A 15,381-nucleotide genomic window follows, 5' to 3' on the forward strand; every position below is an offset into this window, starting at 1 on the left:
TCAAACGATCGCCGGTAGCAAGTTTTTGATGGCATGTCGCATGCGTGACGTCGGCCCGGCCTATGTTTTCTCGATCGTACATTGCAGCGGGTGCTGGTTTTGCCGTGCGAGATCCATGACCTGCGTGACCTTGCTTTCCGCGACTTCGTAGGTGAAGACGCCACAGACGCCGACGCCACGTTTGTGGACGTGCAGCATGATGTTCGTGGCCTCGTCCCGGGTTTTCTGGAAGAAACGTTCGAGAACGTGGACCACGAATTCCATGGGGGTGTAATCGTCGTTCAGCATCAGGACTTTGTACATGGCGGGACGGCGCGTCTTCGGGCGTGCCTGAACCACGATGTTCGTCTGCAGTTCGTCATCGCTCCCACCGCCATCCTGCCCACCGCCATCCTGCCCGTCGGTATCCGGACCGTTTTCCTGTCCGTTCTGACCGGCGACGAGGGTGGACGCCTCCGAGGAGCCGAACGTCCAGTGCGGCGTGACGAACGAACCGTGGGGCATGGGCAATGGGCGGGATTGTGGCATGGTCATCATTATATGGTGGTCACATCTCGGCATGGAAGAGGCTGATGGTGTGAATGTCAGACGCATCTCTACAGTCTTTTAACAAACTTCTGCCACAAGCTTGTGGACGATAGGTTCAGGCTCTGCCTATCCTGAGCCAGCGTATCAACGATGAGGACGCCTCCGTGAACAATAGTCCGACACGTCGCTTTTCTTCCACCCGACGGAAGATGTGGGCGAAATTGGCTCTTGCAGGGCTCGCTGTCGGCGTGGTGGCGGAAGCACGACCGGCAAAGGCGCAGTATGTGGGGCATGTCAGTGCCATGGTGCTGGATGCGAATACGGGTACGGTTCTGGCGCAGAGCGACCCGGATCTTCAGCGTTATCCCGCCTCCCTCACAAAATTGATGACGCTGTATCTCGCATTCAAGTCACTCAAGGCGGGTCAGATGACGCTGGACAGCGCCATTCCCGTATCTATTCATGCCGCCTCTATGGCGCCGTCCAAGCTCGGTCTCGTGCCCGGCACCCAGTTCACCGTCGAACAGGCCATTCTGGCTCTCGTGACGAAATCCGCCAACGATGCGGCCTGTGCGCTGGGTGAATATCTCGGTGGTGGTGACGAAGTTCGATTCGCAAACATCATGACGCAACAGGCGCGCGCCATGGGTATGTCCAATACGACGTTCCGCAATGCATCCGGTCTGCCGGACCCCGAGCAGGTGACCACGGCACGTGATCTTGCGATGTTGACGCAGCATCTGGTGGCGGAGTTCCCAGAGTACTACCACTATTTCTCCGTTCCCGCCTTCTACTTCCATCGTCGCCTGGTGCCGAACCATGACCCGATGCTCAAGACCTATGCGGGCGCGGACGGCCTGAAGACGGGTTATACCGACCTGGCAGGCCATAATCTGGTGACTTCCGCGGCGCGGGGCAATGTTCGACTGATCGGTGTCGTGCTCGGTTCCCGGTCCAATCCCCAACGCAGCCAGATCATGACGGCCCTTCTCGATAAGGGTTTCGCCGATGAAGGCGTCGCTCCGATGGCGCCGCTCGTGCAGGTCATGGCGCGCAACAGCGTGGTGCATCGCCGCGTCATCCACCATGTCCCCGTCGCGCCCGATGCGGCTGTGGAGGTGGCCGAAGCTCCGACGGGTGGGCGTGCCTTTCGTCCTGTCACGCATGGCCACCACCATACCGTCGCACATCTGCGCCTCGTCTCGGCCAAGCATGTCGTGACCCGGAAAAAGAAGCCGTCTCACCGGCGCGGCTGAATCGCGTCTTTCATTCCGCCGTTCCCGTCTTTGCGTTGCGGCATGTCCATCCGGCCTTGCTCCCGGAGCCGTGAAGACGCATGTTGCACGGGCGATTTCCGGGGTGACGTTCATGCCGCCCCTGAGCATGGATGAAAGGGAAGACGATGGACGCGGAGACGGGGGAACGTGGAATTGTTCTATATGAAAAGGACGATTTCGCTTCGCTTCACGCCGCAGGCAGGCTTGCGGCCGCGACGTTGGACATGCTGACCCCCCATGTGCTGCCCGGCGTCACAACGGACGAACTCAACGCTATCGTGCATGAATACACGCTCACGAACGGCGGAACACCGGCGCCGCTGAATTATCGTGGTTATCCCAAGTCATGCTGCATTTCGATCAATCACGTCGTCTGTCATGGTATTCCGAGTGAGCGGAAACTCATGGAGGGAGACATCGTCAATATCGATGTCACCAGTATTCTGGATGGCTGGTATGGCGATACGTCCCGAATGTTCTGCGTGGGGCAGGTGCCCAAAAAGGCGCAGATTCTGGTCGACACGACCTATGAAGCCCTGATGCTCGGTATCGCCGAGGTCAAGCCCGGGAAGACACTGGGCGATGTCGGCCATGCCATCCAGAGTTATGCGGAGGCGCGTCGATTTTCCATCGTGCGCGATTTCTGCGGACATGGCATTGGTCGAGAGTTTCACTCGGCTCCCAACGTCCTGCATTATGGCCGCCCGGGGCAGGGCGTCGTTCTGCGCGAGGGTATGGTGTTCACCATCGAACCCATGCTGAATATTGGTCGTTCCGACGTGAAAATCCTGGATGACGGGTGGACAGCGGTGACGCGTGACCGCTCATTATCGGCGCAGTTCGAGCACATGATCGGTGTCACCGAAAGCGGCTGTGAAATCTTCACGCTCTCCCCTGCCGGTTACACGAAGCCGCCATATGGCGGTTCCTGAGGCTGGTTTTTGCGGCCATGCGGTCAGGGATACGGCGGGGAATGCATGATGAATCGCGTATCTGCGAACGAAAGTCGGAAGGATAGGCGATTTGCCCTCTTGCCATCCATGGGTGGAATGGTGTTTACGGGCCGCGGGAGATCGGCCACGGACGAGCATCTTGCGAACCCGGTCAGGTCCGGAAGGAAGCAGCCGCAGTGAGTTTCGCTCGGGTTGTGCGTCCGGTCTCTCACCGAACCCTTACAATGTCATCGGCTCTGACGTGAGATGAGCGATCACTCGCACGAAGACGACGATCTGCCGGTTCCTCCGCTTTCGGATGGCGGCTTTTTCGATAGCCCGCCGCCGCCGGTGACGGCGTCTCCCGCCACGGTGCCCTACAGGGTTCTGGCCCGGAAATATCGTCCTACCACGCTCGACGATCTGATCGGTCAGGACGCGACGGTTCGGATTCTGCGCCGCGCCTTCGAACTGGGTCGGGTTGCTCATGCTTTCATGCTCACGGGCGTACGCGGTGTTGGCAAAACCACGACCGCGCGTATCATTGCCCGCGGTCTGAACTGCGTCGGACCTGACGGACAGGGCGGCCCTACGGCCGATCCCTGTGGCGTGTGCCCGAACTGCGTCGCGATTCTCGCGGACCGTCACCCTGACGTGCTGGAGATGGACGCGGCCTCGCGCACGGGCGTCGATGACGTGCGCGAGATTATCGAGGCCACGCGCTTCCGTCCCATGCAGGCGCGCATGAAGGTCTTCATCATCGACGAGGTCCACATGCTGTCGCGCAACGCGTTCAATGCGTTGCTCAAGACGCTCGAGGAGCCCCCATCCCAGGTCACGTTCATTTTCGCGACGACGGAACTGCGGAAAGTTCCGGTCACCGTGCTGTCACGCTGCCAGCGCTTCGATCTAAGGCGCGTCCCGCAGGATATGCTGGCCGCCCATTTCGGAAAGATCGCCGAAAAGGAAGGCGTGCGTTTTTCCGATGACGCGCTGTCCCTGCTCGCGCGGGCCGCCGATGGCTCGGTTCGTGACGGGCTCTCCCTGCTCGATCAGGCGATTGCTCAGGGTGAAGGGGCCGGGGGCGAACATCACGGGACCGTCGAAGCGCCGCTTGTCGCCGATATGCTCGGGCTTGCGGACCGCGGCATGGTTTTCGATCTGTTCGAGACGGTCATGGCCGGAAAGGCCGGGGACGCCCTTGAAATCAGCGCTCAGGCCTATGCGCGCGGCGCGGATCTCGGGGTTCTGCTTACCGATCTACTGGAACTGATCCATACCGTATCGCGGTTGAAAGCCATACCCGCGCTCCGGGAAAGTCGGGAACTGCCGGAAGCGGAGCGATTACGGGGCGGCGCTTTCGCCGACAGCCTCGGGGTGGCGGCGCTGGGACGCGCATGGCAGATCCTGCTCAAAGGGATTTCCGAAGTCGAGGCGGCGCCGGACCGGCGGAGCGCGGCGGAGATGATTCTGATCCGACTCTGCCATGCGAGCACTCTTCCCACACCGGAACAACTCGTGCGTCGTCTCAGCCAGTCTCCCGCGCAGGCTGGCGCTCCCACCAGCCCGTCCGGCGGCGGCGGGACGGTTGCCATGAGTGCCGCGATGACGTCCTCCATCCAGTCGTCACCAGTACAGTCATCGTCCAACAGCGGGGGGGGCGACGAGCCTCGTGCACGGTTGAGGCTCATCGCCAATGGTGGCGTGGCCGTGGAGTCCGGCGATGTCTTCCCGACGCCCGAGCCTGAATTGCGGGAGCCTCGACCCAGTGATGTCGTGCTTCTTCATGCGGAGGCGACGACAGGCGCTGGCGAGGACGAGCGCCTGTCGCCGCCGCGTTCGTGGCGGGAAATGACGGCGTTTGTCTCAAGGATGCGCGAGCCGATGCTGCATGGATTGCTTCGCAGCGGGGCGCATCTTGTGCGGTTCGCGCCGCCCGAGGTGGAATTGCGTCTTCAGGACGATCTCCCGCCACGCACCGATGCGCGGCTTCAGGCGCTGCTCGACAATGTTTTTCCGGGCGCTTTCCGGATCAGCCTCTCCCGGGCCGAAGGGGAGCCGACGCTGGACGAGCAGGGCGCCGAGATCATTGCGCTGCGTCGCGCGGAGGTGCGTGACCAGCCGCTCGTCAGGGCGATCCTGGCCGTTTTTCCGGACGCGGTGGTCGGCGAACCACGGGATCCGACCCTGGACGACTACGGTTTACCGCCGGAAGAGCATGATGAAGTCGTGACCCTCGGTGGGGGTGACGATGTGCCCGACCTTGAATTTTCTCCGCTCGATGCGGATTTTCTGAACGAAGATGATATGCGCGGTGGCGATTTCGCCGGGCGCGCGTGATGGAGACGATAGAGTGAAAAATCTTGCTGGATTGATGAAGCAGGCCTCCCAGATGCAGGCTCGCATGGAAGAAGTGCAGACCAGCCTGGCGAACCTTACGGTCGAGGGACAGTCCGGGGCGGGGCTGGTGAAAATTGCCCTGAGCGGCAAAGGTGAAATGCGCTCCGTCACGATCGACCCCAAACTCGCCGAACCCGGCGAGGTCGAAATGCTTCAGGACCTGATTCTGGCCGCTTTTGCCGACGCACGCGTGAAGTCCGAGGCCGCGGCGGCCGAGGAAATGCGCAAGGTCACTGGTGGACTTGATCTGCCGGCTGGCCTGAAGCTGCCGTTCTGAAGGCTCTTTCATGACGCTGACGGCTGGAGGCGATATCGAGCGGCTGGTCCGTCTGCTGTCTCGCCTGCCCGGCATGGGACCGCGTTCGGCGCGCAGGGCCGCGCTGGCGCTGCTGACGCAACCACAGGCGCGACTTGTGCCGCTTGCCCACGCAATGGAGGCGGCGGCGCGGAACGTGCGCACATGCTCCGTCTGCGGCACCCTAGATAGTCATGATCCCTGCGCGATCTGCGCGGACCCGCAACGCGACCACGGTCTGGTATGCGTCGTGGAGACCGTCGGCGATCTCTGGGCGCTGGAACGGGCCGTGATCCATCGCGGCGTCTATCAGGTGTTGGGAGGCACATTGTCGGCATTATCCGGTCGCGGCCCCGACGATCTCAATACGCGTTCACTTTTCGAGCGCGTCCGGTCGGGAGAGGTGCGGGAAGTCATTCTCGCCCTCGGTGCGACGGTGGAAGGGGCTACGACAGCCCATTGGTTGCACGAGCGGCTTGCACCGACGGGCGTCGCGGTGACGCGCGTCGGACATGGCGTGCCGATCGGCGGGTCGCTCGACGTGCTCGATGACGGCACGCTCGCAGCCGCCCTGTCGGCGCGCCGGCCCGCATGAGTTTCCTGATCCCCGCCGCAATTCCGCGCGTCGCACTGGTCACGGGCGGCGCGCGCAGAATCGGGCGGGCGTTGGTGGAGGGGCTGGCGGCGGAGGGATTTGCGGTGGCGATCCACTGTCGGAGCCGCCGGACGGATGCTGAAGCGCTGCTGACCGCGATCGGAGGACATGGCTGCGTTCTCGAAGCCGACCTCGCCGATGAGGACAGCGTGACGGCCCTCTTGGGGCGGGCGACGGCCGCGCTGGGCGCCGTCGGCGTGCTCGTCAACAATGCATCTGTGTTCGAACGCGATGAGTGGAGCGATGCGACGCGGAACTCCTGGGATCGGCATATCGAACCGAACCTGCGCGCGCCTTTCGTCCTGATGCAGGCTTTCGCACGACAACTGCCGCAGGATGCGCAGGGCGCCATCATCAATCTGCTGGACCAGCGTGTCTGGAACCTGACGCCGCATTTCGTCAGCTACACGGTCTCGAAGTCTGCCTTATGGACCTTGACGCAAACCATGGCTCTGGCACTTGCGCCGCGCATTCGTGTCAATGCGATCGGACCGGGACCGGTTCTGCCAGCGACGGGGCAGTCAAGGGAGCAGTTTGACGCAATGTGCGCGCGGACGCCGCTCGGCATCGGCGCCGATCCGTCGGAAGTCGTTCGCGCCGCCCTCATGCTGCTCGGCCTGCCCTCGGTGACCGGGCAGATGTTGGCCCTGGATGGAGGTCAGCATCTGGGTTGGCGAGCATAGTTGCTATTTGTGAGGGGCTCCTGGGGTCTCAGGGCAGGGCGGCTGCCGTATAATCCTCGATCACGAAGGCAATGGGCGCATCGTCGCCTCCCCGGCGCAGAACGCCCCGATTTCGAAAGACCACGCCTGGGGGGAGATCTTTCTCCTGCGTGTGCAGGGGCTCTCGTCGAAATCCGAGTTCATGCACGGCGCGTCCGAAGGGGATGTCGCTGTTTTCCAGAACCGCATTCATGGATGATGTCAGGCGAACGGGAACATACCAGTTCCAGGCATTGGACAGGACGATGTTTTCGCAGTTCAGCGAGACGTGGCGAACCCGCACGCATTCTCCAGCGGAAAGACCGAGGCGTTGTTCGAGATCCTGAACGTGGGGCGCATCGGAGGCCGACATCCTGACGGCATGAATCTTCTGGATTCGCCCGCCGGTCAGGGCGATGCAGCGTTGATCGAGAACGGCGGTGGCGCTCGGTTGCGCGGCCAGTTGCTGACGTAAGGCTGATACACGATCCATCTGGCAGCCTGATGTCATGAGGAGCAGTGCTGCATAAAGAAACGGCCGCGTGACGCGGCCGTTTCCCACAGGATCAGTTGTCGTGATCGTCGTTGTCAGTCGAGACTTCAATATCCGCGCTGAGATCGTCGTCATCGTCGTCCAGATCTTCGCTGTCTTCCAGCACGTCATCGGCGGCGTCCTCGTCCGTATCGAGGTCGACGTCTTCTTCGTTCTCGTCGGGCTTGGCAGGTTTCGACTGATCTTCAGAGACTTCCGCGATGCGCTTGGGCCGAAGCAGGTCGCTGGGCTGTTCAGCGCCGCATTTCGGGCAGACCGCCGGAACGCGGTTCAAGTCGTAAAAGCGTGCGCCACACGAGACGCAGACGCGTTTCAAGCCGAGTTCTGGTTGTGCCATGAGTTTCGCCTGTCGATCCTGAACCGGGGTAAGAATAAAAACGGCATGCGCCGTAAGGGACGCGCCCATGCCAGCTTGCGGGCCCCGTGTCAAACATCGTCGGCCAAATCCGGCTCCGGATCGCCCCGTTCCCCGGCTTTTAAGTGCCTTATCGATAATCGTCGATGTGTAGTGATTGACACTGACTGGCGCCGCGCGGAATGAACGTGGTCATGCAACGAATCGCCGAAACGTCCATCCGTCCTCTCGTCGTGAACCGTGCGCCTGGCCCTTTGCGGGGCAGGCTTGCCGTGCCTGGCGACAAATCCATTAGTCACCGCGCCCTGATGTTCGCATCGCTTGCGGCGGGAACGACCCGTATCCGTGGTCTTCTGGAGGGCGAGGACGTCCTTCGCACGGCTTCAGCCATGCGGGCTCTTGGCGCTGAAATCACCCGTGACGGGCGCGACTGGGTCGTGACGAGTCCCGGTGCGCGCGGACTGCATGAGCCCGAAGACGTGCTGGATATGGGCAATTCGGGGACGGCCGCGCGGCTGCTTGCCGGTATTCTTTCGAGTCTGCCGTTCACAAGCTTCATGACAGGGGATGCCAGTCTGCGAAGCCGCCCCATGCGGCGCGTGACCGTGCCGCTGGCCCAGAATGGCGCTGTTTTCGCGACCCGCTCCGGCGAACGTCTTCCGATGGCCGTGATTGGGTGCGTGAGCGCCGTTCCGCTGAACTATCGTCTGCCGGTTGCATCGGCACAGGTAAAGTCGGCGGTTCTTCTTGCGGGTCTGAACGCCCATGGCGAGACGCGCGTGGAAGAACCGGTCGCGACGCGAGACCATACGGAAAACATGCTCCGGCACTTCGGCGTTCCTGTATCCGTGATGGAAAATGCGGAAAAGGGGCGTGTCATAACCCTCAGGGGACCTGCGGTTCTCAAAGCCAGAGACGTGGTGGTTCCGGGCGATCCGTCCTCGGCGTCTTTCCCGATCGTCGCGGCTCTCCTGGTGCCGGGGTCGGATGTCATGATCGAAGGGGTGGGGCTCAATGCCTCGCGGACGGGCCTGTTTCTGACGCTCAGGGAGATGGGGGCCGATCTCGTCATCGGGAATGAACGTGTCGAAGGGGGCGAGCCGGTCGGCGACCTTCATATCCGCGCGAGCGTCCTGAAAGGCGTGGAGGTTCCGCCTGAACGCGCGCCCTCCATGATCGACGAATATCCCGTTCTGGCCGTCGCCTGTGCGATGGCGCAGGGATCTTCCCGCCTCAAGGGACTGGAAGAGCTTCGTGTCAAGGAGAGCGATCGTCTTGCCGCTACGGTGGCTCTGCTGGAGGCCAACGGCGTTTCGGTCCGCGTGGCTGGTGATGATATGATCGTGGCCGGGCGAACGGACGGTCAGATGCTCGGGGGCGGTACGGTCGAGACGCGGATGGATCATCGTCTGGCGATGAGTGCGATCGTCTTCGGCCTGGCGGGAGATCGACCGGTCTATGTCGACGATACGGCTTTCATCGAAACAAGTTTCCCGGGTTTCGTGGCGCTGATGGACAGTCTCGGAGCCGGCATCGCGGATGATGGAAGCACGAACGGATGAAGACGTTGATCATCGCGGTCGATGGCCCGGCTGCGGCGGGCAAGGGAACGCTGGCCGCTGCTCTGGCTCGCGCGCTCGGGCTTCCTCATCTCGATACGGGTCTGCTTTATCGGGCGGTTGCGCGGCAGATGCTGCTGCGCGGCATGGACCCGCAGGTGGACGCGGGGGATGCCGTGGCTCTGGCTCTTCAACCCGCTGATCTTGCACGCGACGATCTGCGTGTTCCTGAAATCGATCGTGCGGCCAGCGCGGTTGCTACGCAGCCGGGGGTGCGCGCCGCTCTTCTTCAGCGCCAGCGGGATTTCGCCGTGGCCACGGGCGCGGTTATCGACGGTCGGGATATCGGAACGGTCGTCTTCCCGGATGCGACGGTGAAGCTCTTCGTCACGGCGAGCGCACGGACCCGGGCGTTGCGGCGTCATCTTCAGCTGCATGATGGTCAGATGCCGGATGGAGCGACGCTCGAACGTCTTGTCGAAGACATCGTGGCGCGTGACACGAAGGATGCGAATCGCGCGCTATCGCCGCTGAAATGCGCGGAAGACGCGGTGGTGCTCGAGACGGACGACTTCGACAGCCGCCAGGTTCTGGATCGCGCTCTGGATATTATCCACAGACGGCATCGCGCCGGCTGACGGTCACAAAATCCGATATTCCGCGCGGTTTTAGTTGACACGGGACTATAGGCGGGTGTCTGTGCCCGTCAACGCGCCCGAGCGCGGTGCCTGTCCGTGGGGCAGGTCAGTATCCACAGGCTGGCGCATCGCGTCGGCACGTCGTGTGACCGGGAAGTGGTCATGCGCAGGCGAGAAAAGACCCGGGCATTTTTTCTGCCGGGTCAGGATTACAGAAACACATGGCTTCAGCCACCACCACCGCTCATGCGGGCGAAGATTTCGCGGCTCTTCTCGACGAGACCCTCGGCCAGGATTCTGGCTTTGAAGGTTCGGTCGTTACTGGCCGCGTTGTCCGTCTGACCGACGAATTCGCAATCGTTGATGTCGGTTTGAAGAGCGAAGGGCGCGTCGCGCTCAAGGAATTCGGGCCTCCGGGATCTGCTCCCGACGTCAAGCCGGGCGACACGTTCGAACTGTATGTCGAGCGTTACGAAGACCGTGACGGCCTGATCGTCCTGTCGCGCGAGAAGGCTCGCCGCGAAGAGGCATGGACCGCTCTCGAACGCGCGTTCGCCAACAACCAGCGCGTTACCGGCACGATCTACGGTCGCGTCAAGGGTGGCTTCACGGTCGATCTGGGCGGCGCGATGGCGTTCCTTCCGGGCAGCCAGGTGGACATCCGTCCGGTTCGTGACGTCATGCCGCTCATGGGTCAGCCCCAGCCTTTCCAGATTCTGAAGATGGACCGTGCTCGCGGCAACATCGTCGTGTCGCGTCGTGCCGTCCTCGAAGAGACGCGTGCGGAGCAGCGTTCGGAACTGATCCAGGGCCTCAAGGAAGGCATGATCCTCGACGGCGTGGTCAAGAACATCACCGATTACGGCGCGTTCGTGGATCTCGGCGGTGTCGACGGTCTGCTGCATGTGACCGACATCGCGTGGAAGCGCATCAATCATCCGTCGGAAGCTCTGCAGATCGGTCAGCCGGTTCGCGTGCAGGTCATCCGCTTCAACCCGGATACGCAGCGGATTTCGCTGGGTATGAAGCAGCTTGAGGCTGATCCGTGGGAGAACGTGGCGATCAAGTATCCGCCGGGCGCCCGTTACACGGGACGCGTCACGAACATCACCGATTACGGCGCGTTCGTCGAACTGGAGCCCGGCGTCGAGGGTCTCGTGCATGTTTCCGAGATGTCCTGGACGAAGAAGAACGTCCACCCGGGCAAGATTGTCGCGACCTCGCAGGAAGTCGACGTCATGGTGCTCGACGTGGACAGCGCCAAGCGTCGCATTTCGCTCGGCCTCAAGCAGGTTCAGCGCAATCCGTGGGAGCAGTTCGCCGAGGAGCACAAGATTGGTTCCGTGATCGAAGGCGAAATCCGCAACATCACGGAATTCGGCCTGTTTGTCGGTCTTTCGGCGGATATCGACGGCATGGTTCACATGTCCGACCTGTCCTGGGACGAGGCCGGCGAAGTGGCGATGGCGAAATACGAGAAGGGTCAGGTCGTTCAGGCCAAGATCCTCGACGTGGATCCCGAGAAGGAGCGTATTTCTCTCGGCATCAAGCAGCTTCAGGAAGATCCGGCGGCCGACGCCCTGTCGCGTGTCCAGAAGGGCGCGGTCGTGACCTGCGTCGTGACGGCTGTCCAGAGCAACGGAATCGAAGTCAAGGTCGATGACGTTCTCAGCGGCTTCATCCGCCGTGCAGAACTTGCTCGTGACAAGGCCGAGCAGCGTCCGGAGCGTTTCGCTGTTGGCGAAAAGGTCGATGCGAAGGTCGTTTCCGTCGATCGTGCCGCTCGCAAGCTTGCGCTGACAATCCGCGGTCGTGAGGTCGAGGAAGACAAGCAGGCCATCAACGAATATGGTTCGTCCGATAGCGGCGCATCGCTGGGCGACATCCTTGGCGCGGCGATCCGTCGTCGTTCCACCGATGCCTGAAGTCGTTTGACTTCAAAATGTAATAAAGGGGGCACGAGAGTGCTCCCTTTTTTTTATGCCCGAGTCTCATGCCTCCGTCATAAAAGCTTTGGGTCTTAATCTGGAAGCCTCTCTTTCTCTCCTACAGGAAGTGCGATAACATTCCTGTTGACTGATGATTAATAAAGATGTCGCCAGAGCTGGGGATCATCGGGGGAACGCATGGCTGTTATTTACAACACAAATTATACGCATAACCCGAATGCCTACCTCACTCTTGGGGTCGAAAGGGCGGCGCGAAACCTCTTCGGAAAAGATCAGGTTGTCGTGGCGGATAATATGTCCCTGGGGCAGGTAGCGGCCTCGGGAGAGCACGACACCCTGATCTGTATCGATGGTCAGCGGATTAATACGCAACTATTGCGTCGGGTCCGGCCTGCATTCCGGACCATGATTCTCTGGACCTTCGAAGATCCCTTCATGCGGGATTTCAACGTCGATAATGCGTCTCTCTTCGATTTCGTTTTTACCAACGATCCCTCATGCGCATCCTACTATTTGGGCAAAGGCCATTATCTGCCGCTGGCGGCCAGCCAGTCGATTCATGAGCGAAAAATCAAGACATCCGCAGAACTCGATTACGATATTTTCTTCGCTGGCACGATGTGGCCCAATCGGGTTGCGACGCTGCGCCATGTCATTGCGGCTTTTCCGGATGCTCGGCTGAAACTTATCTGTCCGGGCAACGAATATCTTCCGCCTCTGCCTGACGATATCGCCGCGCTCGCCATTCAGCGCCCGGTGAGTCATGAGGCATTCATTGATTTCGCCAATGCCAGCGCGATCACCCTGACGATGTTCCGTGACTATGCGAGTCATGGCGATATCAGTCAGGCAACGGCGCCGGGTCCGCGTTATTATGAATTGGCGCTCGCTGGTACGGCACAGGTCGTCGAAGCGCCGGAAATCATGGATGCGCGCTATTTCGAAGATGTCTCAGGTGTCGCTCTGGCACGGGATATGAAGGGCGTGGTTGATGCCATTGCGCGTCTGTTGTCCGATCCTCAGGCGCGGGAAGACGCGGCGCATCGGGCACAGAAATCCGTTCTTGAGCATCATTTGTACGAAAATCGCCTGCGCCGGATCGCGGAGATCAGTGGGGCCGATTTCGGCAGGCGCCAGCAATCCCTATCGCGGCCTCCTCGCCGTCGGCGACTGCGGATTCTGATGTGTACGCACTCCACGATTCATGAACAGGCATGGGGCGGTGTTGAAGTCTACCAACAGACGTTATGCGCGTTGCTTGGACGTGAAATCGAGTTTTTTTACTGGTTGCGGCGTGGTGTCCATTGCCGTCTGACGAGTGCGAGTGGTCAGGAACTCGAGCGTTACGATGTGCCTGAAGTGGGCTGGATGGACGCGATGTGTGACGGTGCCGAGGAAATGGCGTTCTCAAACGCTATTTCCCAGTACAATATAGATATCGTCCATTTTCAGCATCTTGGTCATCATGCTCTCTCTTTGCCCATTATTGCAAAAGCATGCGGTACAGGAGTAGTTTTTTCCGCTCATGACTTCTGGCTCGTGTCGTCTCGCTATAATCTTCTGAACCATGAATTGCGTTACAACGAGGGTGAGGTGATGTCAGTTGTCGCTCAGGACGTCGTCCTGAAAGCGGCTGAAAACATCGAGTATGGATGCGAGGAAACCCGTCGGGCTTTTGTGTCGAAAATGCTGCATTCGGTGGATGCGATCCTGTTCGGAACGCGTCATTCTCATGACCTGACGCATACGGTTTATCCTATTTTGGATCAGAAGCAGTCTTTGACGCTGGGTATTCCGTCTCCGGAAAATACAGTCCCGGTAACCCGGAAAAGCTTTGAGCCATTGGGTGATCGTCCATTGGCGATCGCGATCGTGGGGAATTTCCTGAGAACCAAAGGTGCTGATACGATACTAAGCCTGATCGATATCGCACATCCTGATTACTTTGAGTTTCATATTTTTGGTTATGTTCACCCTGAATATGACGCAGTTCTGAAAGCTTATAACCGCCGGAACGTCAAAACTTACGGTCGGTATACGGCAGGCGATATTGAAGCACTAAAAATCGCCGATGTGGCGCTCAATCTTTCGATCTGGCCCGAGACATATTGCATTTCCCTCTCCGAAGCATGGCAGAACGGCCTGATTCCGATCGTTACCGATGTCGGGGCTCTGGGAGATCGGGTTGTCGATGGGGTGAACGGTTTCGAGGTTCCGATCGGACGTCCAAGCGCGGTTCTCGAGCGGCTGGAACTGTTAAGATCGTCGGATGCCATGCGTCGCCGCATGATGGAGAATATCACCAGCGATCTCTGGACGAATGCGCAGAGATACGGAGAGGAACTGAAACGCGTCTATGAGAGTGTCGCGCCAGTGCGGGAGTTGGGCATCGCGGAACTCGCGATCGACAGCGGGCAGGTCCATCTCATCCCGCACGCGTCCTGGCGGCATCAGGCGCCTCCGCGTCATATTTTCGATCCTCCGACGATCCGCGACCTCTCCATCGAACTTCCCGAGGTCCCGGAAGACTGGATCGATATTCAGGGCGGTGAATGCTACGTTGATGACGTCTGCAATTTTATTCTCGCCGAGGGTACGGACGACGAATTCCCCGGAGCGCAGAGCTTTCACTTGCGTGGCTGGTATTTTGTACCCGGCGTGCGTGGCAGCGGAACCATGTATGTAACGCTTATCGGTGCTCCCGATCGTCCGGTCATCTTCATTGAGTGTACGCGGGAACTGCGTGGCGATATCGTCTCCCTGTTCCCGGATGCGCCGCGTCGTTCCGGTTTTAACTGTGAAGTGGCGTTGCGGGGAAAATGGTGCGAGGGCAGTTATCGGGTTGGCCTCGTCAACGTCGTGAACGGCCAGGGTACATTTCAGCTCACGACCATCGAGATCGACGTGACGGGCGGTGCGGTGGTGGCTCTTCGTCGGAGCCCCCCATCCAACCAGACCATCATGACCGGCTTCTCCCGTGTCATCCATGAGGACGGTATTCTTCGTGAGGTGAAGCTCGCACGGATCGCGCAATCGGGTTTGCGACGGGAGGATAGAGCCTCTGTCGAATGGTATCTTGACCGCCTCGGACAGGAGCCGGTCACGACAGGTGCCTGTGAACCTGAAACGGATATTCCGGTCGGGGGATGGGCTTTCATGCCCGGGGCGACAGGGTCGGGACAGCTTTACATCGCCTGTGTTTCCGATGTGAACGAGGAGGTCTTTCTTTTCGCCATGCATAGGCTTGCGCGCGCCGATGTACGCAAAGTCCATCTGGGGGCGCCCCTGATGTCGGGTTTTTCCGGCAATTTGCGGCTCGGCTCCGGTTATGCCCGTACGATGGATGGGAGTTATCGCGTCTGTATCGTCAATGTGGTGGGTGAAGTCATCGGGGTCGTCCTCACGAATTTTGGTATCACCACCCGAAGCGGTGTGATGGTGTCCATCGAGCATGTGGATGTCTCCGTGGAGATGAGCGAGCGGGTCTCGGCTCTCCTCGGTAAAAAGGCTTTTGCCTGATGTTCGAGACCGGCACCTTG

The 15,381-nt window shown here is 60.4% G+C and carries 13 protein-coding genes and 1 other RNA gene; 11 read left to right on the forward strand and 3 right to left on the reverse strand.

Translation table 11 applies throughout. From position 1 onward, the window contains the following. Positions 1-60: 60 nt before the first annotated feature. Entirely contained in the window at positions 61-528 is a 468-nt protein-coding gene (clpS, locus tag PWM43_RS03155; RefSeq protein WP_289841100.1) for an ATP-dependent Clp protease adapter ClpS, read from the reverse strand. 209 nt (positions 529-737) lie between these two features. Between clpS and PWM43_RS03160 the strand changes: the two genes are divergently transcribed. From PWM43_RS03160 to PWM43_RS03190, 7 genes are all read left to right on the forward strand, one after another. After that, positions 738-1,784: a D-alanyl-D-alanine carboxypeptidase family protein gene (locus PWM43_RS03160; protein ID WP_289841167.1), complete on the forward strand. Its 1,047-nt coding sequence runs from the start codon at positions 738-740 to the stop codon at positions 1,782-1,784. A 146-nt stretch (positions 1,785-1,930) separates the two neighbouring features. Continuing rightward, positions 1,931-2,737 (forward strand): type I methionyl aminopeptidase, encoded by an 807-nt coding sequence (gene map / locus PWM43_RS03165; protein ID WP_289841101.1) that lies wholly within the window; start codon positions 1,931-1,933, stop codon positions 2,735-2,737. 136 nt (positions 2,738-2,873) lie between these two features. Further along, an RNA gene (gene ffs / locus PWM43_RS03170) (signal recognition particle sRNA small type) lies at positions 2,874-2,970 on the forward strand. 34 nt (positions 2,971-3,004) lie between these two features. Beyond that, positions 3,005-5,077 (forward strand): DNA polymerase III subunit gamma/tau, encoded by a 2,073-nt coding sequence (locus tag PWM43_RS03175; protein WP_289841102.1) that lies wholly within the window; start codon positions 3,005-3,007, stop codon positions 5,075-5,077. A gap of 13 nt (positions 5,078-5,090) precedes the next feature. Then, positions 5,091-5,414, forward strand: coding sequence for a YbaB/EbfC family nucleoid-associated protein (locus PWM43_RS03180; protein ID WP_289841103.1), 324 nt, complete (start codon positions 5,091-5,093; stop codon positions 5,412-5,414). Positions 5,415-5,424: 10 nt separating this feature from the next. Further along, complete coding sequence (gene recR / locus PWM43_RS03185; protein ID WP_289841104.1) at positions 5,425-6,027, forward strand: recombination mediator RecR; 603 nt, start codon at positions 5,425-5,427, stop codon at positions 6,025-6,027. Continuing rightward, positions 6,024-6,770, forward strand: a complete 747-nt coding sequence (locus PWM43_RS03190; protein WP_289841105.1) for an SDR family oxidoreductase — start codon at positions 6,024-6,026, stop codon at positions 6,768-6,770. The genes recR and PWM43_RS03190 overlap by 4 nt, the downstream gene beginning before the upstream one ends. 28 nt (positions 6,771-6,798) lie before the next feature. Here the strand turns inward: PWM43_RS03190 and PWM43_RS03195 are convergent, their stop codons facing one another. Both PWM43_RS03195 and PWM43_RS03200 read right to left on the reverse strand, forming a co-directional pair. Beyond that, positions 6,799-7,281, reverse strand: a complete 483-nt coding sequence (locus PWM43_RS03195) for a hypothetical protein (protein WP_289841106.1) — start codon at positions 7,279-7,281, stop codon at positions 6,799-6,801. A 73-nt stretch (positions 7,282-7,354) separates the two neighbouring features. Next, positions 7,355-7,678, reverse strand: a complete 324-nt coding sequence (locus PWM43_RS03200) for a TIGR02300 family protein (RefSeq protein ID WP_289841107.1) — start codon at positions 7,676-7,678, stop codon at positions 7,355-7,357. 212 nt (positions 7,679-7,890) lie between these two features. On the opposite strand from PWM43_RS03200, the gene aroA reads away from it, so the two are divergent. The 4 genes from aroA (at position 7,891) to PWM43_RS03220 (ending at position 15,361) form a co-directional block, all read left to right on the forward strand. Beyond that, positions 7,891-9,258 carry a 3-phosphoshikimate 1-carboxyvinyltransferase gene (gene aroA, locus PWM43_RS03205; RefSeq protein WP_289841108.1) on the forward strand — a complete coding sequence of 456 codons (1,368 nt, stop codon included), beginning with the start codon at positions 7,891-7,893 and terminating at the stop codon, positions 9,256-9,258. Continuing rightward, positions 9,255-9,893 (forward strand): (d)CMP kinase, encoded by a 639-nt coding sequence (gene cmk, locus PWM43_RS03210; protein ID WP_289841109.1) that lies wholly within the window; start codon positions 9,255-9,257, stop codon positions 9,891-9,893. The genes aroA and cmk overlap by 4 nt, the downstream gene beginning before the upstream one ends. A gap of 221 nt (positions 9,894-10,114) precedes the next feature. Continuing rightward, a complete protein-coding gene (rpsA, locus tag PWM43_RS03215) occupies positions 10,115-11,818 on the forward strand; it encodes a 30S ribosomal protein S1 (protein WP_289841110.1) in 1,704 nt (567 codons plus the stop codon). 201 nt (positions 11,819-12,019) lie between these two features. Beyond that, positions 12,020-15,361: a glycosyltransferase gene (locus PWM43_RS03220; protein WP_289841111.1), complete on the forward strand. Its 3,342-nt coding sequence runs from the start codon at positions 12,020-12,022 to the stop codon at positions 15,359-15,361. Positions 15,362-15,381 lie beyond the last annotated feature (20 nt).

The sequence above is a fragment of the Brytella acorum genome (genome assembly GCF_029309905.1).
Lineage (GTDB): Bacteria > Pseudomonadota > Alphaproteobacteria > Acetobacterales > Acetobacteraceae > Brytella > Brytella acorum.

What these genes read in the sequence shown, in the direction of transcription:
- clpS (WP_289841100.1), bottom strand. Translation starts at nt 528, where the DNA reads ATGCCACAATCCCGCCCATTGCCCATGCCCCACGGTTCGTTCGTCACG.
- PWM43_RS03160 (WP_289841167.1), top strand. Translation starts at nt 738, where the DNA reads ATGTGGGCGAAATTGGCTCTTGCAGGGCTCGCTGTCGGCGTGGTGGCG.
- map (WP_289841101.1), top strand. Translation starts at nt 1,931, where the DNA reads ATGGACGCGGAGACGGGGGAACGTGGAATTGTTCTATATGAAAAGGAC.
- PWM43_RS03175 (WP_289841102.1), top strand. Translation starts at nt 3,005, where the DNA reads ATGAGCGATCACTCGCACGAAGACGACGATCTGCCGGTTCCTCCGCTT.
- recR (WP_289841104.1), top strand. Translation starts at nt 5,425, where the DNA reads ATGACGCTGACGGCTGGAGGCGATATCGAGCGGCTGGTCCGTCTGCTG.
- PWM43_RS03190 (WP_289841105.1), top strand. Translation starts at nt 6,024, where the DNA reads ATGAGTTTCCTGATCCCCGCCGCAATTCCGCGCGTCGCACTGGTCACG.
- PWM43_RS03195 (WP_289841106.1), bottom strand. Translation starts at nt 7,281, where the DNA reads ATGGATCGTGTATCAGCCTTACGTCAGCAACTGGCCGCGCAACCGAGC.
- PWM43_RS03200 (WP_289841107.1), bottom strand. Translation starts at nt 7,678, where the DNA reads ATGGCACAACCAGAACTCGGCTTGAAACGCGTCTGCGTCTCGTGTGGC.
- aroA (WP_289841108.1), top strand. Translation starts at nt 7,891, where the DNA reads ATGCAACGAATCGCCGAAACGTCCATCCGTCCTCTCGTCGTGAACCGT.
- cmk (WP_289841109.1), top strand. Translation starts at nt 9,255, where the DNA reads ATGAAGACGTTGATCATCGCGGTCGATGGCCCGGCTGCGGCGGGCAAG.
- rpsA (WP_289841110.1), top strand. Translation starts at nt 10,115, where the DNA reads ATGGCTTCAGCCACCACCACCGCTCATGCGGGCGAAGATTTCGCGGCT.
- PWM43_RS03220 (WP_289841111.1), top strand. Translation starts at nt 12,020, where the DNA reads ATGGCTGTTATTTACAACACAAATTATACGCATAACCCGAATGCCTAC.